Annotated in this window: 27 protein-coding genes and 1 tRNA gene; 20 read left to right on the top strand and 8 right to left on the bottom strand. The window is 58.9% G+C overall.

The window, feature by feature from the left end; genetic code table 11:
• The first annotated feature begins 212 nt into the window (after positions 1–212).
• From ACP15U_RS05610 to ACP15U_RS05550, 13 genes are all read left to right on the top strand, one after another.
• The gene (locus ACP15U_RS05610) at positions 213–443 is read left to right on the top strand and encodes a hypothetical protein (protein WP_425044157.1); all 231 of its coding nucleotides are present in this window, start codon (positions 213–215) and stop codon (positions 441–443) included.
• Positions 421–717 (top strand): hypothetical protein, encoded by a 297-nt coding sequence (locus tag ACP15U_RS05605; RefSeq protein WP_425044156.1) that lies wholly within the window; start codon positions 421–423, stop codon positions 715–717. The genes ACP15U_RS05610 and ACP15U_RS05605 overlap by 23 nt, the downstream gene beginning before the upstream one ends.
• Before the next feature lie 200 nt (positions 718–917).
• Positions 918–1,469 (top strand): hypothetical protein, encoded by a 552-nt coding sequence (locus ACP15U_RS05600; protein ID WP_425044155.1) that lies wholly within the window; start codon positions 918–920, stop codon positions 1,467–1,469.
• The gene (locus ACP15U_RS05595) at positions 1,466–1,897 is read left to right on the top strand and encodes a hypothetical protein (RefSeq protein WP_425044154.1); all 432 of its coding nucleotides are present in this window, start codon (positions 1,466–1,468) and stop codon (positions 1,895–1,897) included. Before ACP15U_RS05600 ends, ACP15U_RS05595 begins: the two co-directional genes overlap by 4 nt.
• Positions 1,884–3,239 carry a phage major capsid protein gene (locus tag ACP15U_RS05590; protein WP_425044153.1) on the top strand — a complete coding sequence of 452 codons (1,356 nt, stop codon included), beginning with the start codon at positions 1,884–1,886 and terminating at the stop codon, positions 3,237–3,239. Before ACP15U_RS05595 ends, ACP15U_RS05590 begins: the two co-directional genes overlap by 14 nt.
• A gap of 208 nt (positions 3,240–3,447) precedes the next feature.
• The gene (locus ACP15U_RS05585; RefSeq protein ID WP_425044152.1) at positions 3,448–3,639 is read left to right on the top strand and encodes a hypothetical protein; all 192 of its coding nucleotides are present in this window, start codon (positions 3,448–3,450) and stop codon (positions 3,637–3,639) included.
• Positions 3,623–3,838 (top strand): hypothetical protein, encoded by a 216-nt coding sequence (locus ACP15U_RS05580; RefSeq protein ID WP_425044151.1) that lies wholly within the window; start codon positions 3,623–3,625, stop codon positions 3,836–3,838. The genes ACP15U_RS05585 and ACP15U_RS05580 overlap by 17 nt, the downstream gene beginning before the upstream one ends.
• Positions 3,838–4,017 carry a hypothetical protein gene (locus ACP15U_RS05575; RefSeq protein ID WP_425044150.1) on the top strand — a complete coding sequence of 60 codons (180 nt, stop codon included), beginning with the start codon at positions 3,838–3,840 and terminating at the stop codon, positions 4,015–4,017. Before ACP15U_RS05580 ends, ACP15U_RS05575 begins: the two co-directional genes overlap by 1 nt.
• Entirely contained in the window at positions 4,007–4,270 is a 264-nt protein-coding gene (locus ACP15U_RS05570) for a hypothetical protein (RefSeq protein ID WP_425044149.1), read from the top strand. The genes ACP15U_RS05575 and ACP15U_RS05570 overlap by 11 nt, the downstream gene beginning before the upstream one ends.
• Positions 4,270–5,022 carry a hypothetical protein gene (locus tag ACP15U_RS05565; protein WP_425044148.1) on the top strand — a complete coding sequence of 251 codons (753 nt, stop codon included), beginning with the start codon at positions 4,270–4,272 and terminating at the stop codon, positions 5,020–5,022. Before ACP15U_RS05570 ends, ACP15U_RS05565 begins: the two co-directional genes overlap by 1 nt.
• Positions 5,015–6,637 (top strand): phage tail tape measure C-terminal domain-containing protein, encoded by a 1,623-nt coding sequence (locus ACP15U_RS05560; RefSeq protein WP_425044147.1) that lies wholly within the window; start codon positions 5,015–5,017, stop codon positions 6,635–6,637. Before ACP15U_RS05565 ends, ACP15U_RS05560 begins: the two co-directional genes overlap by 8 nt.
• Positions 6,637–6,996, top strand: coding sequence for a hypothetical protein (locus ACP15U_RS05555; protein WP_425044146.1), 360 nt, complete (start codon positions 6,637–6,639; stop codon positions 6,994–6,996). Before ACP15U_RS05560 ends, ACP15U_RS05555 begins: the two co-directional genes overlap by 1 nt.
• 572 nt (positions 6,997–7,568) lie before the next feature.
• Positions 7,569–7,808: a hypothetical protein gene (locus ACP15U_RS05550; RefSeq protein ID WP_425044145.1), complete on the top strand. Its 240-nt coding sequence runs from the start codon at positions 7,569–7,571 to the stop codon at positions 7,806–7,808.
• Positions 7,809–8,018: 210 nt separating this feature from the next.
• On the opposite strand, the gene ACP15U_RS05545 is transcribed toward ACP15U_RS05550, so the two are convergent.
• On the bottom strand, positions 8,019–8,180 hold the full coding sequence (locus tag ACP15U_RS05545) for a hypothetical protein (RefSeq protein WP_425044144.1): 162 nt from the start codon (positions 8,178–8,180) through the stop codon (positions 8,019–8,021).
• Positions 8,181–8,275: 95 nt separating this feature from the next.
• Here ACP15U_RS05545 and ACP15U_RS05540 point away from each other — a divergent pair, with 95 nt between their 5' ends.
• From ACP15U_RS05540 to ACP15U_RS05530, 3 genes are all read left to right on the top strand, one after another.
• Positions 8,276–8,566 (top strand): hypothetical protein, encoded by a 291-nt coding sequence (locus ACP15U_RS05540; RefSeq protein WP_425044143.1) that lies wholly within the window; start codon positions 8,276–8,278, stop codon positions 8,564–8,566.
• Positions 8,556–8,690: a hypothetical protein gene (locus ACP15U_RS05535; protein WP_425044142.1), complete on the top strand. Its 135-nt coding sequence runs from the start codon at positions 8,556–8,558 to the stop codon at positions 8,688–8,690. The genes ACP15U_RS05540 and ACP15U_RS05535 overlap by 11 nt, the downstream gene beginning before the upstream one ends.
• Positions 8,691–9,042: 352 nt before the next feature.
• A complete protein-coding gene (locus ACP15U_RS05530; RefSeq protein ID WP_425044141.1) occupies positions 9,043–10,467 on the top strand; it encodes a coniferyl aldehyde dehydrogenase in 1,425 nt (474 codons plus the stop codon).
• A 39-nt stretch (positions 10,468–10,506) separates the two neighbouring features.
• On the opposite strand, the gene bfr is transcribed toward ACP15U_RS05530, so the two are convergent.
• Positions 10,507–10,992 carry a bacterioferritin gene (gene bfr, locus ACP15U_RS05525; RefSeq protein WP_425044140.1) on the bottom strand — a complete coding sequence of 162 codons (486 nt, stop codon included), beginning with the start codon at positions 10,990–10,992 and terminating at the stop codon, positions 10,507–10,509.
• Complete coding sequence (locus tag ACP15U_RS05520) at positions 10,940–11,233, bottom strand: (2Fe-2S)-binding protein (RefSeq protein ID WP_425044139.1); 294 nt, start codon at positions 11,231–11,233, stop codon at positions 10,940–10,942. Before ACP15U_RS05520 ends, bfr begins: the two co-directional genes overlap by 53 nt.
• Between ACP15U_RS05520 and ACP15U_RS05515 the strand changes: the two genes are divergently transcribed.
• Complete coding sequence (locus ACP15U_RS05515) at positions 11,123–11,347, top strand: hypothetical protein (RefSeq protein WP_425044282.1); 225 nt, start codon at positions 11,123–11,125, stop codon at positions 11,345–11,347. The genes ACP15U_RS05520 and ACP15U_RS05515 overlap by 111 nt on opposite strands.
• A gap of 540 nt (positions 11,348–11,887) precedes the next feature.
• Positions 11,888–11,962, top strand: a tRNA-Asn gene (locus tag ACP15U_RS05510).
• A 95-nt stretch (positions 11,963–12,057) separates the two neighbouring features.
• On the opposite strand, the gene ACP15U_RS05505 is transcribed toward ACP15U_RS05510, so the two are convergent.
• The 5 genes from ACP15U_RS05505 to dctP form a co-directional block, all read right to left on the bottom strand.
• Positions 12,058–12,681 carry a sulfotransferase family 2 domain-containing protein gene (locus ACP15U_RS05505; protein WP_425044138.1) on the bottom strand — a complete coding sequence of 208 codons (624 nt, stop codon included), beginning with the start codon at positions 12,679–12,681 and terminating at the stop codon, positions 12,058–12,060.
• Positions 12,682–13,301: 620 nt separating this feature from the next.
• Positions 13,302–14,786 carry an inorganic phosphate transporter gene (locus tag ACP15U_RS05500; RefSeq protein WP_425044137.1) on the bottom strand — a complete coding sequence of 495 codons (1,485 nt, stop codon included), beginning with the start codon at positions 14,784–14,786 and terminating at the stop codon, positions 13,302–13,304.
• Positions 14,787–14,887: 101 nt separating this feature from the next.
• The gene (locus ACP15U_RS05495) at positions 14,888–16,291 is read right to left on the bottom strand and encodes a TRAP transporter large permease (protein WP_425044136.1); all 1,404 of its coding nucleotides are present in this window, start codon (positions 16,289–16,291) and stop codon (positions 14,888–14,890) included.
• A gap of 6 nt (positions 16,292–16,297) precedes the next feature.
• Positions 16,298–16,963: a TRAP transporter small permease gene (locus tag ACP15U_RS05490; protein WP_425044135.1), complete on the bottom strand. Its 666-nt coding sequence runs from the start codon at positions 16,961–16,963 to the stop codon at positions 16,298–16,300.
• 192 nt (positions 16,964–17,155) lie between these two features.
• Positions 17,156–18,172: a TRAP transporter substrate-binding protein DctP gene (dctP, locus tag ACP15U_RS05485; protein ID WP_425044134.1), complete on the bottom strand. Its 1,017-nt coding sequence runs from the start codon at positions 18,170–18,172 to the stop codon at positions 17,156–17,158.
• A gap of 495 nt (positions 18,173–18,667) precedes the next feature.
• Here dctP and acs point away from each other — a divergent pair, with 495 nt between their 5' ends.
• Positions 18,668–20,632 carry an acetate--CoA ligase gene (gene acs / locus ACP15U_RS05480; RefSeq protein ID WP_425044133.1) on the top strand — a complete coding sequence of 655 codons (1,965 nt, stop codon included), beginning with the start codon at positions 18,668–18,670 and terminating at the stop codon, positions 20,630–20,632.
• 7 nt (positions 20,633–20,639) lie between these two features.
• Entirely contained in the window at positions 20,640–21,323 is a 684-nt protein-coding gene (locus ACP15U_RS05475) for an adenylate kinase (protein ID WP_425044132.1), read from the top strand.
• Positions 21,324–21,464: the final 141 nt, after the last annotated feature.

Below are 21,464 nucleotides of genomic sequence, written 5' to 3'. Positions count from 1 at the left end.
ACGCCCCGACGATGCCGGGCTGTCGTGTAGGGGGCGGGTGGGTCGTAAGTCGAAGTTGGACCCCAGCACCGCGCAGGGGACAAGAATTCGATTCAAACGACACGAACTCGACTTAGCAACTTTGCAGACGTAACTTTGCAACTTTGCAGAACTTATCTAAAATCAACTCGACTCGCGTCCGCTCCGACGCGGCTCTTGGTGGTGGAAATCGGATGGACGCGTACCGTTTGGCCGAACAGGCGAGTGTTGAGAACGCAATCATCTACGCACGTCGGCGGATTGCGCGATATATGGGCGCACCGACCAGCTATTACTTCCACCCGCCGGATCATCACGAAATTTCTTGTGCGGGTTTCACGATCATCGTGCCGATCCGGATGTGTACGGCCAAGGTAATCTTCAAACAGTGGGTTCGGGAATATGAACGAAGCATTTCTGCTTGATCGACTGCCCGATCTTTGGGCAGACGCCAACGACTGCAACAGGCACCTGCGATGGATGGAAGCTGAAGTGCCCCCGCCCGGCAAAATCGGCAAGCGTGCCGATCTGACAATCATCCGACGTGCCAAGACGTGCTGTGCGGCCTGTGATCGATTGCTGGCACCGGGTTTCAAACTTCACGAACGGTCGCCTTGGTGTGGCCGCAAGATGTGCGCCGAACGTCTGGACAGATGGTCCGGCGCAATGAAGGCCGTCCGTGCCGGTCGGGCTTGGTAAGTATCACATCATATATAGAGCCGCTATATATTGTGTTGTCCTGTGAAAAAGTAAGGCCAAAACACAATATCTTGTGCGAATCACCTATCGCTGCCACCCTGTCCGCATGACGGGGTTCATCGCCCGTTTTCTTTTCAAGGTCCGGGTGACCTGCTTACCCAGTGAACCCGGACCGACCAACCCGCAGGTGGGACCAACATATGCATCTGACCAGCGCCATCCGTGAAGCGAAATCCCTGACCAAAGGGACAGGCCGTCTGCGTGAACGGCTCTATCGTCTTTCCCGCGATGAAGAAGCAGGTCAGCCCGGCGCCAAGGGCGCACGCCACCAACTTGCCGCAAACTTCGACGCCCATCAGCGGCACGTTGAAAAGCTGATTGAAGATACCCGCACCTACGGGGAAGTGCTGGAACTGGCCGCCCATGCCGCCCGGACCCGCACCGAGATTGATACTGACAGAACCGACGTTGTGGGCCGCGTATCCCTGCTGGTGCGTATGGGCCATCCTTCGGACCGTCTGGACGCTCTGGACGACCGCCTGTCGCGCATGGCGGATCGATCTTTTGAAGTGGCTGGCAAGGCCGAAGACCGGATCGATGATGCCGATCTTGATCTGGAATGCACCCGCGCCCTGATCGAACTGTTGGATGTGCTTTCTGACAACGGGTTCCGGAAAGATCATGGCCGCGTGAAGGCCGCGCGGAACACCTACAACAGCCTGCGCAACGTGAACCAGAGGATGAAGAAATGAGTGGAAACCCGTTCCGTTCCGGCGGCCAGAACCCCTACGACGTGCCGCACATCGACGGCAAACCCATGACCGGCCAGAAGGCTGATACCGGCGGGGTAATCTATGACCCGATGACCGATGCCGTGAACCCGGCTGGTGCCGCTCTGATTGCCAGCATGATGAAACAGGTCGACCGGCGCATCGCGACCGCGACGAAGAAGATGCAGAAGATGCTGGTCGACGCGGCCAAGGTCATCGCGGAACAGCGCAAGGACATAACCCGGCTGGAACGCGCCTTGGATGTGAAGCGTGACGCCATCGAAGACCAGATCACCAACGAACTGGCCGATTATGTGGACGGCGACAAACCCATAACCATGCCTGAAATGAAACGCATGGCCGCAGCGCACGCCAAAAAGATGGAAAGGATTGAAAATGCCGAAGGATGAACATCTGACCGCTGCGGACCGCAAGGCGCGTTCCCTGCTGGACAATGAACTGAAGGCCATCGCCTTTGATGACGCTCTGGAAGTGGCCCGACGTGCGCCGGACACGGCACGCAAACTGGCCGCAGCCGAAGCGGAACTGAAAGCCCGGAAAGCAGCCGATGCACGCCCCATCAGCGTCACGGTCACGCAACCGAAGGCGAAGGCGAAGGCGCCGCGCGAACCTGAGTTGCGGGGCACCCGGCTGATCGCGGCCACCGTTGCTGTCGCCATGGCGAAGCACCTGAACCACGGCGCGAAGCCGGACGATGTGCTGGAACGGCTGCTACCGGGTGATGGCCACGCGTGGAACAGGCGCAAGGCTGCAACGCTGGTGGCCGGCACGGCCCAAAGTGAATGGGGACTGTCCCTGACCGCTACGGAACTGAAGGGGTTCTATAGCGCGATGCAGGATGTGTCCGTCTTCGCGCAACTGGCGGCCCGTGGTCAGATGATCCCGTTCGGCAGTGCCAACGCCATCACCATCCCGCGCCGTCCGAAGTCCGACGAAGGGTCGCTGACGCCCGACTGGGTGCAGGAACACGCAACCATTCCCGTGAAACAGGGGATGCTGGGTGCAGCCACGATGAATCGCTTCAAAAAGGCGATTATCACCGTGGCCAGCAATGAACTAATCAAGGTGTCGAACCCGGCGATCCTGTCGCTGCTGGAAACCTTCATCATTGATGATCTGGCCGCCGGGCTGGATGCTGATCTGCTGAACCCGGCCATCGCGGCAATCCCGCAAGTGCGTCCGGCATCGATCACCAACGGGCGCACGACGGCTGCATCTGCTGGCGATACGATGGCAAACATCGTGTCCGACTGGAAACAACTGCGTGCATGGGCATCGGCTGGCCGGTATCGCGCCCCTGTTGTCCTGATGCACACGGACCGTCGGACCGGACTGGAAATGGTGACCGATACGTCCGGTGACACCTTCCCGTTCCGGGATGAAGTCCGGGGCGGTTCCCTGTTCAACCTTCCGATTTTGGATAGCGTCTACGCCCCGTCCGATCTTGCCGTCGTGGTGGACGCGTCGGTCTTCGTCAGTGCGGGTGATCTGCCCGAAGTGGACACATCGTCGGCTGTGACACTGGCGATGGCTGACTCGGATGGTGTCGCCCCTTCGATGGATGGAACCGTCGACGGATCGATCAACATTTCTGACGCAGCCGGGACCGTACCGCCGACTGAAGTCCGTTCGATGATGCAGACGTATTCGACCGCCCTGCGCGTCGTGACGCCCATCAGCTACGGCCTGATTGCAGACAACTGCGCGTACCTTAGTGGAGTTAGCTGGTAATGCAGATGGGATGGCACGACATAGGCGCCACCGGCCTTCAGATGTGCTGTGAACGCGCCACACCTAGCGGCAAGCTGATCGGCACCGTCAGAACGGCTCAAGGGCGGCGCACACTGGCCGTCTGTGGGCCTGATGGGGTCCAGCATGTAGCAGCGGCCACACCCGACCAGATTGCGGCTGTGGAATCGGCATGGAAGGAAGCAGTGACATGCCATTCGACATGACCAAAGACCGGCGCGACGACAGGCCCGATAAGGCCGATGTGATCAGCCACGTGATCGGCCAGATCGAAGCCAAGATCGGCGCCAAGCTGACCGGCAAGATGCGCCGCAAGGCCCGGCGTCTGATCGGCAAATCCTATGACCAGAAATATGGGGACAGTGATGGCACGAATTCTTAATCACGAAGGCTCATACCAGCGTGATCTTGCGGATGCTTGGGTGACGACCAATTGCGGCACCATCCTTCGGGGGTTTGCCGATGGGTTGGGTGAGAACATCCATCAACTGATCCACAAGCAGGGCAAAGGTCCGAACAACAAACCGGGCCGCCTGTCGCTCTACATCAGTGAAACCGAACGCGCGAGGCTGTGGCCCTGATGGATGAAGCCACGACCAGCCAGCGCAACCTTGCCGCAAATGCCCGGCGCGACCGTGGTCCTTGGCGGGACGTACCGATGGACCAGCTACGCCAGCGGTTGGCCGATGCTGAAGCGGGCGGTCTGGGTGCAGCAGCCCGGTCAATCAAACAGGAACTGGAAAGGCGAAATGCAGGATGACTTTGCCGTCATAGAACAGGGCGTGGGTCTGTTGATGACCCAAATCTGGACCATCGATGATGACCAGATGTTCGCCGCTGGCATGACCGGCATGTGCCGCACCTTGTGGGGACACCTGCGCAGCGACCCGTTCCCGGATGATCTGGACGCACTGGCCGCGCATCTGACCGGCATCCAGCCCAATGATGGACGCGAGTTGATTGACCGTCTGATGAATTACCAGGTGTCGGGCAATAAGCGGGGGGTGCACTGATGGTCATCCGTCTGAGGGACTACCCGCAAAGCGAATACAAACCGTTCCGGGCCAAGCGACCACCAGACCCGTTCAGGCCGCTGAAGAAGCCGCCCATCGATCTGGGCAAGCGTCGGGCCAAGACGGCCTTTCTGGCGCAGGTCGTGCCCGATTTGGTGACCAGTATGCGGACCTTCCACATGCGGGTCGCTGCGGCTGGTGTTCAGACGTACCAGCGACAGGGCAAGGTATTCCAGCCGGGCGACCCGGTGATTACGCTGGTGGATGGGTCACCACATCGCAAAGTGACGAACGTTCGTCTGGGCGGGAACATCACCTACGCCCAAGGTCCGGGACTTGAGGATGTGCGCCGGGCCGCGCAAGAGGCATATCTGATCCTGCTGGATATAAGCCGCAAGTTCCGGGACACCGGCCAGTATGAATTCAGCATCACCATGGATGTGGACGGCCAGATCACGCAGCCATCCCGGCTGGGTCGCTTCGACCAGTTCGAACAAATCCGTCTGTATCCGCTGGTGCCCTACGGCGGGCGGATCGAACGCCATCACGAACCGTTCTGGACCACCTACAAGGTGCTGCGACAGTCGGGCTGGCTGAACCGCGTGGCCATGCGTCTGGTGATCAGCGGTCATCCCACATACCGGCCCGTGGGCAAGACGAAACATGCCAGCGCGGCGATGCCGTTGCTGACCTTTGGCAAGCTGGGCGACTTCAAATCGCGCGGACCTTCTAGGAGTGACTTCTATGGTTGAACGTATCCAAACCCAGCACGAAATGATCCTCAGCGTGGAAGCGGAAAAGATGGTCCGCGACCTGCAACGGGCCGAAAAGGAACTGGCCGATCTGGCGGTCGGATTTGACCGGGCACAGGCCGCCGGAAAGCGGTTCGGCAAGCAGACGGCCAACCTGAACCGGTCCCTGTCGGCCAACCAGCGGCTGATGCAGCAGGGCAGCGTTCAGTTCGGTGATTTTCTGGTCCAGATCGGTGGCGGTCAGAACGCGTTGCTGGCGTTCAGCCAACAGGCAAACCAGCTTAGTTCGTTCATGGCCGGGCCGTGGGGCATTGCCTTTACCGTGGCCACCGGTGTTCTGGCCGCGTTCGGTATGAAGCTGTTTGAAGGCAGCGAAGAAACCAAAGCCTTCGAAAAGTCCATGCAGGATGCCGCCGAAGCATCCAAGAACTTGGCCGACCAAATCGAACGGACCGCCAAGGGTATCGACACCACCCAGCAGCGTCTGGGCCGGGATATTGCCGCTGCACAACTGGAACTGAACAACGCGCTGGAAGCCTACAATGAAGGTTTGGCCGAAGGTGACGATGCGCTGTGGTCACAGGTGGAAGCCGCAGAAGCGAAGGTTCAACGGGCCGAAGAAGAACTGGCCAAATACGAAGAACTTCTGGCACGGCAGAAAGACCAGAACGCCGAAATGGAACGGGCCAAGAATCTGGGCAAGGAACTGGCCGATGCGGAACGGCTGGTCGGTGAACAGATGATGAATGCGGCCCGTGCGGCTGCTGTCCTGACATGGGAAACCCAGCAGGCACGCGATGCCGCCATGGAAGCCGCGCGCGAATGGGCGATCATGCAGGGTCTGCGGTCGCGCTTTGCGGATGAAGACAGCCTGATGAGCCAGCCGGTGGTGGGTAAACCCGGCAAAGGACCGAGTACATCCACGAAGTCCGGCGGTGGCAGGTCCAGTATCGACCGGGCCGAAGAACAACTGGCCAAGTTTAACGAACAACTGGCCCGGACAGTCGACCTGTCCGACCGGATGGCGACCGGGTTGGGCGATGTGATGGCCAACAGCGTCGACACGTTCGTGGACAGCTTGGCACAGGGTGAATTCGCTTTCCGGGACTTTGCCCGGTCCGTGCTTCAGGACATTGCGAAGATGACCCTGCGTGCCCTGATCCTTCACGCCATCATGCGGGCGCTGGGCATGAATGTCGGAAACCCGCAATCCATGTTCGGGCTGGCCTTCCAGCAGGGACTTGGCATTCCGATCAATCCGAATTTGGACCCGTCCAGCCTGACACCGTTTGCCAAGGGTGGCGTGGTCAATGGCGCCACACCGTTCCCCATGTCCGGCGGTGGTGTGGGCGTCATGGGTGAGCGCGGCCCGGAAGCCATCGTACCGCTTCAGGCGCATAACGGGGTTCTGGGGGTCGCTGCATCGCCGGTCACCATCCACAACTATTCAGGCCAACCGGCCCGTGTTGAGGATCGGGGCGGCGAACGTCACGTCATCATCGGGGAAGCTGTGATGGCCGCTGAAGCCTCAATCGCAAACCAACTGGTGCTTGGGCAAGGTCCGGTGGCGCGTGCCATGGAAAGCGGCTACGGCAGCCGCAGGAAGGCTGTCTGATGCGTGACCTGCACGACTGCTTTTCAGACGATATACGCGACGGTCTTCTGGAAGCGTTGGACCCGTTTTCCGGGCTGGGCTTGCCGATTAATGCAAGCGTCTGGTGGTGTGGCGACTGGATGCTGGAAGTTCAGGCGCAGGTGTGTGGTCTGACCATCCTGTCCGAACGTGTGGCTGGTGTGGATTCGGCTGCATCGGTCTTGTCCGATCTGCTGGACCGGAATGCGGACTATCTGGCCCGGCTCTACCAGATGCAGGGTGGACCGACCGCAACCACCGGGCAAAATCCCTACCGACCGACCGCGCATCGTTCGCCATCATCACAGCCTCTCTACCTTGTTGAAACGGTACGACCATAACCCACCCGGCCCACCATGGACAGATGCTGCAATCCGAGCCGCGCTGGCCGCTTGTGACAGTCGGTACGAGTTCCAGACCCGCTATCCGGGTGCCTTCCAGCGTCTGAGGCGGTCAGGACGGCTTCAGATGATGCGTGATGCCATCCCGTCAAAGCGCACCAGACGGGTGGAAAAGGTGCAGGTGAGGCTTCCCAACCCAGCGGCACCACTACCCCCGTGGGTGACGCCCTGTGACGGCTGTGGCGGGCGCATACCCGTAACCCACAGGTGGCGGTCATGTGGGCGGTATTTTTGCAGCAAGGCGTGTCTGGACGATAGCAGGTAGGGGTCGGATACCTCTTGGATGCAAGCGGACGGCTCTGTGGAACCGTCCGCTCAAGATGCGAAGGTATACCCCTCTTGGATGGCAAGTGCCTGTTCTGTGGAACAGGCATTCGAAGATGCGAAGGTATACCCCTCTTGGACGCACTGGGTGACGAAGCCTTTGAAATCACACAGGAAAAACTTGACCCAGTGGCGGTTGACCGCCACTGGGCTGACTTTTTTCCGACGCCGCTGAGGATACCTCTTGGATGGCAAATGCCTGTTCTGTGGAACAGGCATTCGAAGATGCGAAGGGGTACCCCTCTTGGATCGGTCTGGCACCGGTGTCAGACCGGCGATTCCGTTTTGGCCGGATCGGGCGTATCGGGCGCGACAACGGCTTCTGGCGCGGTTTCAGGTTCCGAGTTCTGGGGTTCGGTCGTCTTCACACTACCGTGAAACCGATCATCGATCAGACCGTTTCAGGTTCCGAGTTCTGGGGTTCGTAATGTTACGAAACCGATCATCGATCAGACCGGACCGGGCGGTTAATGCCGCGCAAACGGCATTAACCGAACCGGGTGTGCCGACAATTCCGGTTACTAATAATTTTAGTAACCGGAAAACCACGCATTGCGGGTGTGCCGACAATTCCGTCCGGAAAACCACGCACTGCGGCTGTGCGCTCAATTCCGTCCGGAAAACGGACCGGGTTGGGGTCAATCGTCCTTAGATCGCCGCTTACGGGCCGTGCAGCGGTTCATCTGGCGTTTGTATTCTTCATTGTATTCGTCCCGCGCCGCATCACGCTTGGCGCGTAGATCGTCCAGCTTGGCCCGTTCGTCGGGCTTCTGGAATACCGTCCATTCATCATCAGTCATGATTCCGGTGGTACACTAAAAAAAAGTATACGTCTACTTGCGAATCGGTACACTGATAATTAATGTACGTTCATACCGAAACGAAAGGAACTGACATGATCACCGTTCAACGCAAGATCGGCCAGAATCGCGGCAAACCGCGTCTTTGGCTGGAAGGTAAGCATCTGGTCGCCGCCGGGCTGGACCACGGCACCCGCTGGACCCTGATCCCCACAGATACCGGTTTCACCATCCAGCGGGACGCAGACGGGGCGCGACGTGTGGCTGGAAAGCCGGGCCGCCCGATCATCGATATTAACTCGCCCCGGTCGCTGGGCGTGCTGGCAGGGGCGGCCACTGTCACGTTGACCTATGAGCCGGGCGGCGGCGTTATCCATGTCCGATAATGTCCACTATCTGCCCGGCTGTGAGCCAAAGCAGACCCGACCACCATCGATCTGGCCCGGCGTGGCGGTAGCGGTCGTATGCGGTCTGGTGTCGTTTGCAGTCGTTTCGGTGCTGGTGGGGTGACCTGCAAACGTTTCTGCAAACGCCAGCCAAACCGAGTCCCCTAACCTGCTGAATATGGGCCGTTAAGTGCCGCTCAGTCGCGCCAATCCATCATGGGTGCAACGGACAGTCTCGCGGCGCGCCTTACGTCGGCAACGCCGAGTTTGCTTGTCATAGTTTTGTCGTTCATCCGACGCATCTTTCCCGGCCTGGCGAAAGTGTGGCCTGCCTATGCTTGCTGGTGGAGTTACTCAGGCGCAAGGCATGCACCCTGCTGGGCGCACTCTGTAGCATCATTCCGGCACGGATTGCCAATACCCCTCGAACCGGTCAATTTTCTGGCGCATCCTGAATCCAAACAGGAGTGATCCGCATGCCAGATTCTGCCCTGCCTCCGATATCGGTGGGCCTGCAATCCCAGTTCGACATTTTGCAGGCCGGGTTTGCATCAGACCCGTTCCCGCCAGCCCAAGTACGCCTTGACCGGCTCACTCGGCTGGAGACCGCCCTTTTGGATCACTCAGATCAACTGGCAGAGGCCATGAGCGCGGATTTCTCGTACCGCAGTTCCGTTGAATGCCGGTTGCTCGACCTGACCACGTCGATTGGTGAAATCCGCACCGCCAAACGCAATGTGAAACGCTGGATGAAGCCAAGGCGCGTATCAATGCCGCTTCACATGCGCCCCGCCCGGGGCAGGATCTTTCCGCAACCATTGGGTGTGATTGGTGTCATCTCGCCGTGGAATTTCCCGGTGCTGCTTGCGGTTACGCCAGTTGCGGCGGCGCTGGCTGCTGGCAACCGGGTTATGCTGAAACCGTCAGAGCTTTCACCGAAAACGTCTGATCTTCTGGCGCGCATGATTGCTGAAAGCTTCGCCCCTGATGAAATCGCGGTTGCCACCGGGGGGCCGGATGTCGCTCAGGCCTTTTCCGACCTGCCATTCGATCACCTGCTGTTCACCGGCTCGACCGAGGTGGGCCGAAAGGTCGCCACTGCCGCCGCCCGGAATCTGACCCCCGTGACCCTTGAGCTTGGCGGCAAATCCCCCGCCATCCTCACCGAGTCCGCCGATCTGGATCGCGCCGCTGCCCGCATTGGTTGGGGCAAGACGCTGAACGCAGGGCAAGCCTGCGTTGCGCCCGACTACATATTGCTGCCGCGTGATCAGATGGCGCCCTTCGCCGACAAGCTGATGCAGGTCTGGCAACATCAGTATCCCGACGGCGCCGACAGCCGAGATTATTGCGGTATTATCAGTCAACGGCATCTGGACCGGTTGCAGTCGATGATCCGCGAAGCTCAGCAAACCGGAGCAGAGCTGAGAACTCTGCCCGACGCGACATCCGGTGCAGCGCGCAGACTAACTCCAACTTTGGTGCTCGACCCGCCGACTGATCTTGCTTTGATGCGCCACGAGGTATTTGGCCCGATCCTGCCGCTTGTCCCTTACGACACCACAGAGCAAGCGCTCGAATTTGTCACCACACGGGATCGTCCCCTCGCGCTTTATGTCTTTGCGGAGAACCGACGCGACTGCGATCCGTGGCTGCATCTGACCCATTCCGGTGGCCTCTGCGTCAACGAAGTGGCGATCCAGTTTTCATGTGACACCCTGCCCTTCGGTGGCGTTGGCGCCTCGGGATACGGCGCATATCACGGCGAAAAAGGGTTTGAGACCTTCAGCCACATGAAATCGGTGCTGGAACAAAGCCGCCTGAGCGGCCTTGGGCTGCTGGCGCCGCCCTTCACGGCCCGCACAAGACGGCTGGTGCAACTGTTGAACCGATTTGTCTAACCCACAGATCTTTGAACCGCGCGCCTGAAATCGGTCGCTTCAGTCGTCCTCGTCAATTTTCGCGGCGTTGAGCTGCATATAGTTCTCTCCGCCGATGCGGTCATAAAGCTCAAGCTGGGTTTCGAGGAAGTCGATATGGCCTTCTTCATCCGACATCAGGCTCTCGAACAGGGACATCGACACGTAATCGCCGGCATCCTTGCAGACATCGCGCGCCTCTTTATAGAGCGCACGGGCGTCGATCTCGGCCGCCAGGTCGCATTCCAGCGTTTCCTTCGGGTTCTGGCCGATGCGAAGCGGATCCAGCTTTTGCAGGTTGGGGTGACCTTCGAGGAAGATGATCCGCTCGATCAGCTTGTCCGCGTGTTCCATCTCCTCGATGGATTCCTCGCGGCTTTTCTTTGCCATGTGGCCCAGACCCCAGTCATCCTGCAGGCGATAGTGCAGCCAGTATTGGCTGACCGCGGTCAGTTCATGACGGAGTGCCTTGTTGAGATACTCGATGACCTTCGGATCGCCCTTCATGTGAAATCTCCCTGTGTGTGCCGGAGCGCAGGTTCCGTAAATTGTTTGGTACACTCAGGTTATCATTGCCGCGCATCGTGTCGAGAAAAAGTGGCATACAGCCACCACAATCGGCAGATTTTCCAAGGGCATGATAGATCTTTCCGGGGCTGATGATGGTCTCGGGATCAGAGGCGCGCATCCAGTCGATGGCGGCGTGGATCTCGTGATCGGTGATGTTCTTGCAGTGGCACACGATCATCGTCTGGCCTTCCTGATTGGTTTTCCGCCCTTGCCTGCGGCACCTTCGCAGCCGCACAGGTCAGAGGCATGGCAGTATATTTCCGATGGATTTAGTCGGCTTTTTCAGAAATGACCACAGGAAGTTTACTATTATTGTCAGATTAACCCCGGTTGGCGCGTTTTTGCCGCATCCATGAGGGCACTCTTCCACATTGGCCATTCTCTGCGAGAACCGAAGGAACGAGGAACAGACGAAGTGGGCTGGCCCGGAGGATCGATCTTACGCCGACCGCTCCGGGCCCTCCGTTCCCCCGATATGCACGACGAAGACCGCTTTGCCGAGGCGAGTGGGCCCGGCGGGATCCCGGTTTCGTGCATAGCATCCTCGGCAAGACCAACGCGCGGCCAGTGGTTCCGTCGTGCGCGCAGTCGGTCATTCCCCCGAAAAGGAGGCCGTCGGATGCAGGCAGATCACTACTGCCTACCGAAAACACCGTATTTTTGATCCCAGCCAGATCGTTCGGCAATCAGGTCACCTGGCCTGTTTACGGGGCCGGATCAGCGCTGCAGACCCTCGTTCCCTACCCTCCGTTTTCTGCAGATCGCGCGGCGCAAAAAACCACATTTCCCCTCTGGACGCCCGGATTCGAGATTGATATATCGCCTGCACCGTTCCGGCGTAGCTCAGCGGTAGAGCAGTTGACTGTTAATCAATTGGTCGTAGGTTCGATCCCTACCGCCGGAGCCAAAAGTTTCCCACAGGGTCAGTGTCTTGAGCAGATACTGACCCTGTTTTCTTTTGAACAGGTCTTGGTTAGGTCCAGCAAATCGCGCGATATCGGCTCACTCTGCGGCACTCTCAAATCCGAAGAGCTCGAAATCGTCTTCATACATCTCATGGACACGTTTCAGGTGAGACTTCGGTATGTGCTTCAGCCGCGAAGCCGATTTTGACCAGTTGACATGTGGCAAGCCTGTCGGAACACCAATCCGGGCTGCGAGGATTTCGGGGATCCGTTTTCCGATTTCTTCAAATCTAACAATCTCGTCGACGATGATTTCTCCTTCCGGGTTTGTCACATAAGCGGTCTGAGGCCGCATGTGGCGGTTCCGGTCAATGAAATCATCATCTGTTACACTGTCCAGAAATGAACCGAACTCGGGACCGCCCCGCCGGAAACGCCAATTATATTCGGACAGCAGCCGATCATAGGGATGGCGAACAATGGCAAAACTGAAATACGCGCTATACAACTGTCTGCTGATGTGTCCTTTTTCATAGTATTCCTGTGCATAAAGATGCGCCAACCGTTCAGGACCTAAGGCAGGGTCTTTGTTGACCCTCAGAAGAAGTTCATTTCGGGTTTCCCATGTCAAACCGTGCGCCTGCACAAATGAGGTCTCGACGCTCTGTCCACCGGTCTTGGGAATATGCACGAAGACTGTCTTGAACTTGTGAGAAATCACGTAGCACTACCCGTGGGTTTCAAAATTCCAGATCCATCAAGAATCGACAGCGTGGCCGACTGCTTTGAAAGAAAAAACTTGCCACATTGTCGAGCCGGACGATAACGCCGCAGCCGTCGGTCGGTTTTTTTGTACATCTGGCAGTGCATTGCGCCAAGTTTGTGATCATCTGACCAGTCAGAAGACAGCGTTCGCCGAAAATGTCACGGCGTGTGAAAAGGGTCACAGAACGCGTGGCAGAGTTGGGTTAACGTTAGGTTAACCACAGGGGGCAAATCATGACCGTTATACAGATCATTCCGTCTAACATTATCCGAGTTTTCGTCAGATCCTTCGCCCAGTGTTCGCAAATGCAACGCCGGGTAAACAAGCTGCACTAAACAGAATTTGGTGACCTTTATCCTTACACACTCGGCCAAAACCCAATCGAGGGATTGTGCCATCATGAAACGCCATGTCTTTCGCCATTCACCTATTCGGCTGACAATCTGTCGCGCCACATCGCGGATGACTTAGACATAATCCAGAAAAAGCCGGGTTCTTCGATCGCGCGGCCTTAAGTTGCGTGACTCATCAAGCGCCGCCTGAGTCACAACCTATTGAGAGGTTTCGGCCGCTGCTTAACCGGTTACCATCCGTATTCCAGCGAAGATCACGGCAGACAGAACAGCCGCCGCGGGCACAGTGATCACCCATGCGGCTGCGATAGTCAGGAAATGCGCCCGACGCACCAGCTTGCGCCGGCGGCGTTCCTCCGGCCCAAGCACAGGGCGGTCGGGGATTGCCATGCGTGCCGCTTTCAGCCGCCGTTCTGCATCCCATTCACGGAAGAAACCCACACCAAATACGCCGCCTACGGCGATATGCGTAGAGCTGACGGGAAGGCCAAGCCAACTGGCGACGATCACCGTGATCGCGGCGGACAAGGCCACGCAATAGGCGCGCATCGGATTCAGCTTGGTGATCTGGCTGCCAACCATCCGGATCAGTTTGGGGCCGAACAGGAACAGCCCGAACGATATTCCGAATGCTCCGATAATCATCACCCAATAGGGAATCGAAACGGCCTGTGTGAACGAACCTGTGTCCGAGGCCTGAACAATTGCTGCCAGCGGTCCGACGGCATTCGCCACATCATTGGCGCCATGCGCAAAGCTCAAAAGCGCCGCAGAAACGATAAGCGGAATTCCGAACAGGACCTTGAGGGACTTGTTGCGGTTCTCCAACCCCTCGGACTGGCGTTTGATCACCGGGATCATCACCACCCAGACAAGCGCGCCCGCAGCCGCCCCGATCATCAGCGCGGAACCGAGGTCGATCTTGACGATCTTCTTCAGGCCCTTGAGCGCGAGGTAGGACGCAAAAGCCCCCGCCATGATGCCCACCAGCATCGGCACCCACTTGCGGGCGGCGGCGATCTTGTCGGGCTGATAGATGATGCGGGCCTTGATGAACCACAGGAAACCGGCCGCGATGAGACCGCCCAGAACAGGCGAAATCACCCAGCTTGCAGCAATCTTGCTCATGGTGCCCCAGCTGACCGCTCCAAACCCGGCGGCAGCAATACCGGCCCCCATGACACCACCCACAACGGAATGGGTGGTCGAAACCGGTGCGCCGACCCATGTGGCGAGGTTCACCCAAAGGGCCGAGGACAGTAGCGCTGCCATCATTGCCCAGATAAATACGTCAGGAGAACCCATGCTCTCAGGGGCAATGATACCTTTGGCTATCGTCGAGACCACGTCTCCGCCGGCAATCAAGGCGCCAGCGCTTTCGAAAACCGCCGCAACGATGATCGCGCCGCCCATGGTCATGGCGTTGGCACCAACCGCCGGCCCCATGTTGTTGGCGACGTCGTTTGCCCCGATATTGATCGCCATGTATGCGCCGATGGCTGCTGCTATCACCACGATCATGCCGTTGTTGGACTGGCCGAAGAAGATCGCCGCGGCGAGTGCGGCAAGCAGCATGAATGCAAAGGCGATACTGGTTCCGACAACCGGGCGACCGACATATGCGGTGGCCTTCTCTAGGTTGGCAAACCGACCGAGATCACGGTCCAGCGTGTCAAGGTGGCGTGGTTCGAGATCGCGGTTGGCCATGATGTCCCCCATCCGTTCGCCGAGGCATTAGGCGGGATCGGATTTCATTTCAACAGTTCGATTTAGAGCGGCGCAATTTTTTTCAAACTATCGCTTGCTGGCTACCCCGCCAAAGACGGCAGATAGAGCACGATTGCCGGGAAAGCGACCAATAGGGAAATGGTCACGGCATCGGCCACGAAAAACGGCATAACGCCCCGGAAAACGTCCTGCACGCTGAGGTCGGGGCGCACGCCGGCCACAACAAAACAGTTCAGCCCTATCGGCGGCGTGATCAGGCAGAACTCGGCCATTTTCACCACCAGAATACCAAACCAGATCGCACACATCGGCCCAGACATTCCAAACGCGCTGTCGGCTGCGCTCACCGTTTCGCCACCGTTCAGAGCCATCACCGCTGGGTAGACCACCGGAAGCGTCAGCAGCAGCATCCCGATCGCATCCATAAACATGCCCAGAACGGCATAAGCCAGCAGGATGCAGATCAGGATCAGCATCGGAGACATGGCGAGCGAAGTGATCCAGTCCGAAAACGCCCCGGGCAAATCCGCAAATCCGAGAAAGCGCACGTAGATCAGGACGCCCCAGATGATCGAAAAGATCATCGCGGTCAGTTTTGCGGTTTCCAGCAAGGCGGACTTGAACTGCTCCCAGCGCATACCCCGCACCAGCGCGAAACAGAACACTATGAAGGCACCGATCGCTCCGCCCTCGGTCGGCGTTCCCCAGGCCTGCTCGCCAAAGGGATTGTAGACAAAACAGATGATGATCACGATCACCATCACGATGGGAAGCGCGCCGGGCAAGGCCGCAAATCGCTGCTTCCACGTGAAGCCCCTGACCGGCGGGCCGACGGATTTGAAGATCATCGCGATGCCCACGATCAGCAGCCCATAGATAACAGCGGAAAAGGCACCGGGGATGAACCCAGCCAGTAGCAGTTTACCAACGTCCTGCTCAACGATGATGGCGTAAATCACAAGAATCGCCGACGGCGGGATCAACGAGGCCAGCGTGCCGCCTGCGGCCACGACCCCGGCCGCAAAGCGTTTGTTATACCCGATCTTCAGCATTTCCGGGATGGCGATCCGGGCAAACACGGCTGAAGTGGCCACCGAGGCGCCGGACACGGCGGCAAAGCCTGCGGTCGCAAAAACCGTCGAAACCGCCAAACCGCCCGGCACCCAGGCCAACCAGCGTTTGGCGGCCTCGAACAGGGCCCGGGTCAGCCCGGCATAATAGGCCAGATACCCGATCAGGATGAAGGTCGGAATCAGGCTCAGCGTATGAGAGGCCACCTTGGAATGAGGCACCTGTCCGGCCGTCTTTATGGACACCGTCAGCGCCTTGCCGAAACGCGCAGGGTCATAACCGAATTTGGCCCAGAAGATCCACGTCAGCCCCACCAGCCCGGCAAGACCGGCTGCAAAAGCCACCCGCATTCCCAAGAGTACCATCACCAGCAGGCCACCTGTGACCCAAAGCCCGATATCGATCGTGTCCATGTGCCGCTACCCCTGCCCGCCATTGGGTTCGTTGCCGGGATTGCCTATCGCCCCGTCCAGCTGCTCGGCCTCGGCGGCAGCCTGTGCCGCCGTATCCTGAATCAGAGGCACCGCGACCGGATTCTTGAGCCCCAGCAGAAAGGCACGCCCATAGCCCCAGGCCTGCAGAACCAGCCGCAGGCTGAGAACAGAGAACGCCACTGGTGCCAGCAACTTGGCGGGCCATAGGGGGATTCCGATGTCGATGGAGCTGTCCCGGCTCCACATTGGCGCCGACCAGTCGAATGAGCGGTCAAAATGCGACCAACTGCCCCAGACCAACGCAAGCATCAAGAGCAGGATCAGCAAAACGGACACCAGTTCAAAGAACCACAGCGCCCGTCCGTGTAACCGGCTGATCAGAATATCCATGCGGATATGTCCGCCGTCCCTCTGCACGTAGGAAATTCCGAGAAACGCGATCAGTGGCATGGCCTGTTCGATCCAATCCACATAGCCGGGCAACGGCATATTCGCCGCGTTGCGCCCGCCTACTGAAATCACGGCCAGAACCATCAGGCTGAACACGGCCAACCCGCTGATCAGCGCCAACAGCCGTTCCAGTCGCAATAGGGATGTGTCGATACGGCTCAGAAGGCTGTCATCTTCCAGCACCGAGGCATGTCCTGCCATTGCCTGCCGCTCCTGTTACCGTGGTCAATCTCAGACCGGATCATCGGGTGACCGCGTCGAAACGCGCGTAATGCCCCCCCTGTGAGCCAGTATTTGCCCGGCCTGACTCTCGCCAGGCCAAGAAGGGCAAACCGAACCGCCAAAACGTAGCGCCCCGGGGTTATCCGGGGCGCGATTGCGTTTCAGGCGGGATCAGTTGCCGCCGCGGGACTGTTTCAAGGTGATCTGCACCAGATCATAAAGATCCTGTGCAGGCAGACCCTGGCCGGTCATGTCCGCAATCCACTTCTCGCGGATCGGGTCGGCCGCCTTGGCCCGGAACTCGTCGAGCACCGCCTCTTCGATCATGACCTTTTCGACCCCTTTTTCACTCAGCACACCGTCCCACTTGTCGAGCAGGGTGCCATAGTTGGCCAGGTAGTGATCGATGGCCTCCGGAATGGAGGTGTTCAGTGCTTCCTTGTGCTCGGCGCTCAATGCCTCATAAGCCTCGATGTTGACCACAACCGGGCAGTTCACGGTGCCGGGGTTGAGGTTTGCAGTCCACCAGTCGGCCCGGTTGATGGTGCCAAAGCTGAGATGGGCATGCTGGGCAAAGGCAACCGTGTCAACAACGCCGGATTCCATGGCATTGTATGCCTCGGTGGCCGGCACCGAGGTCGGCACGCCGCCAACGGCTTCGAACGCCTGTCCCAGACCACCGGTCGCGCGCACACGCATACCGTCGAAATCCGCCAGCTGGTCGCGCGGCTCGCCGGTTCCGACGATGTTATACTGCGGCATTGGTGAGGTCATGATGATGCGCGCATTCCACTGCGCCATTTCATCCATCACTGCCGGGTGCTCGTAAACAGCGTGGCTGACAGCCACTTCTTCTTCCAGCGTGTTCACCCCGAGGAATGGCAACTCCAGCACAGTAATTGCCCTGTTCTTGTCACGGTGGTAGCCGGCGCAGAACTGCGCCATTTCGAATGCCCCGATCGAGATTCCGTCAAGGTTTTCCTTTGGCTTCGACAAACCGCCATAGCTGACGTTCAGGGTGAAATCGCCGCCGGTCTTTTCGCTGACCAGTTCGGCCAGCTTTTCAACATGTTCGGTGAAAGCCCGGCGCTTGCCCCAAACCGAAACGTTCCATTCGAGCGCGGCAGCCTCGGTTACAAAAGCACATGTCAGCGCGGCCACGGCGGCGCCGGTCAACAACTTGTTCATCAGATATCTCCCATTATTGCGGGGCTGTGTCTCGCCCGCTTGAGCGCCAAGCTAGCGCCAACAATCGGCGCTGCCAAGTCCCTGAAACCGGGTTGATGGGGCGGTTCTTACCGCGGCGACTCGCACTGCCGAAAAATTGGGCGGACGTTGCCGAATCCGATGTATGCATATGCATACCGAAACAATATGTCACACCACCGGGTCTGTTCCGCATCATTCGATTACCCCTGAGCGCCCAGTGACCCGCCATTTGCCTCTTTGAAGCGTTGACAGAAAGCCCGTTGAACTTGCACGAGTTTTACCCTTTGAATTTGGCCAAATTTACAACCAACAAGAAAAATCGAAAATTCTTTACAAGCAAATCGTTGTTTTACCGTTAGTTATTTCAATATTTTCACTGACGACTATTATCTGCGCAGGGATGGATTTCACCGATTTCCGCCAATCCGGGCCGGTGAACAACCATTGGAGTGACACGTCAAAGGGGAGGACCTCATGACATCTGCAGCCAAGACCGAAAACCTGGTTTACCCGCCTTCATCGGAAATGGTCGCCCGCGCCCATGCCGACGAGGCCAAGTATAACGAGATGTATGCTGCATCGATCGCTGATCCCGAAGCCTTCTGGGATGAACACGGCAAGCGCGTCGAGTGGATCAAGCCCTATACCAAGGTAAAGAACACCAGCTTTGAGCCCGGCAATATCGACATCAAGTGGTACGAAGACGGAACCCTGAATGTTTCGGCCAACTGCATCGATCGTCACCTGCCCGCCCGCGGCAATCAGACCGCCATCATCTTTGAACCGGATGATCCCAAGGAACAGGCGCAGAGCATCTCTTATAATGACCTGCACCGCCGTGTCTGCCGGATGGCAAACATTCTCGAAGATCTTGGCGTGCGCAAAGGCGACCGCGTGATCATCTACCTCCCGATGATCCCCGAAGCTGCCTATGCCATGCTGGCCTGCGCCCGTATCGGCGCCATCCACTCGATCGTCTTTGCAGGGTTCTCGCCCGACGCTCTGGCGGCGCGGGTGAATGGTTGCGACGCCAAAGTCGTTATCACTGCCGACGAAGCCCCCCGTGGTGGCCGCAAGACGCCGCTGAAATCCAATGCCGATGCGGCCCTGCTGCACTGTAAGGACACTGTCAAATGCCTGGTGGTCAAGCGGACCGGCGGTCAGACCACCTGGGTTGACGGGCGCGACTTCGACTACAACGAGCTGGCGCTGGAGGCAGATGACTACTCCAAACCCGCCGAGATGGATGCAGAAGACCCGCTGTTCATCCTCTACACTTCCGGCTCGACCGGACAGCCAAAAGGCGTTGTGCATTCGACCGGTGGTTACATCGTTTATGCGGCGATGACCCACCAATACACGTTTGACTATCACGACGGCGACATCTTCTGGTGCACGGCCGATGTGGGTTGGGTGACCGGACACAGCTATATCGTCTATGGTCCGCTTGCCAATGGCGCGACCACGCTGATGTTCGAAGGCGTCCCGACCTACCCCGACGCAGGCCGGTTCTGGGAAGTCTGCGCCAAGCACAAGGTCAATCAGTTCTACACCGCGCCGACCGCGATTCGCGCGCTGATGGGTCAAGGGCCGGAATGGGTCGAAAAGCATGACCTGTCCAGCCTGCGCATCCTCGGCACTGTGGGTGAACCCATCAACCCGGAAGCTTGGAACTGGTATAACGACGTTGTCGGCAAGGGGAACTGCCCCATCGTCGACACATGGTGGCAGACCGAAACCGGCGGCCACATGATGACCCCCCTGCCCGGCGCGCACGCAACCAAGCCCGGATCTGCCATGAAGCCGTTCTTTGGTGTCAACCCGGTGGTTCTGGATCCCCATTCCGGGGAACAGATCGAGGGCAACGGTGTCGAAGGCGTTCTGTGCATTCAGGACAGCTGGCCGGCGCAGATGCGCACCGTCTGGGGCGATCACGAGCGCTTCGAGAAAACCTATTTCGCCGACTACAAGGGCTACTACTTTGCCGGGGACGGCTGCCGCCGGGATGCCGATGGCGACTACTGGATCACCGGTCGTGTCGATGACGTAATCAACGTATCGGGCCACCGGATGGGCACGGCCGAGGTCGAAAGTGCACTGGTGGCACATGCCGCCGTCGCCGAAGCCGCCGTTGTCGGATACCCGCACGAGATCAAGGGTCAGGGCATTTACTGCTATGTCACCCTGATGAACGATCGCGAGCCCTCGGACGATCTACTCAAGGAGCTGCGCACCTGGGTCCGCACCGAGATCGGCCCGATTGCCAGCCCCGACGTGATCCAGTGGGCGCCGGGCCTGCCCAAGACCCGTTCGGGCAAGATCATGCGCCGTATCCTGCGCAAGATCGCCGAGAACGACTATGGAAGCCTTGGCGACACCTCGACGCTTGCCGACCCCTCTGTGGTCGACAATCTGATCGAAAATCGCGCCAACAAGTGAGGGTGATATGGACGCTGCCGTAACAACCACCCCCGCCGTTCTGATCCTTCTCGGCCCTCCGGGCGCCGGGAAGGGCACGCAGGCCCGCATGCTTGAAGATCAGTTCGGACTTGTGCAGCTCTCGACCGGCGACCTTCTGCGAGCTGCTGTAGCAGCCGGCACCGAGGCGGGCCGCAAGGCCAAGGCGGTAATGGAAGCCGGAGACCTGGTCAGCGACGAGATTGTCATTGCCATCCTGCGGGACCGCATGGCCGAGCCGGATTGCGCCAAGGGGGTCATACTCGATGGTTTCCCGCGAACCACGGTTCAGGCGGCTGCGCTGGATGAACTGCTGAGCGCCAACGGCCAGAAAATCGACGCCGCCATCAGCCTCGAAGTTGAAGACAGCGAAATGGTCACCCGGATCTCGGGTCGCTACACCTGTGGCAATTGCGGCGAAGGCTACCACGACAACTTCAAGCAACCGGCCAAGGATGGCGTTTGCGACAAGTGCGGTGGCACCGAAATGAAGCGGCGCGCCGACGACAATGCGGAAACCGTGGCCAGCCGGCTGCAATCCTATCACGCACAGACGGCTCCGCTGATTGCCTATTACGAAGGGAAAGGCGTCCTTAAGAAGATCGACGCCATGGGCCAGATCGATGAAATCGCCCGCGCGCTCAGCACCATCGTCAAGGGCGCGATGGACTGAACGCTGGCCTGAAACAAGACCGGAAACAGGCCGGGGCTATAGCGGCCCCTGCCGCATCGAAATTCCCAGCGGTGCCGTGCTTGGACGGCCCGATGGAAATCTGCCTGCCGCCAGTCGGCGAAAGGCTCAACTGCAAGGGCG

Origin of the sequence: Primorskyibacter sp. S87, assembly GCF_049801055.1 — a bacterium.
Taxonomy (GTDB): Bacteria; Pseudomonadota; Alphaproteobacteria; order Rhodobacterales; family Rhodobacteraceae; genus JBNAGF01.
This window is presented reverse-complemented; position numbering and strand designations above follow the sequence as displayed.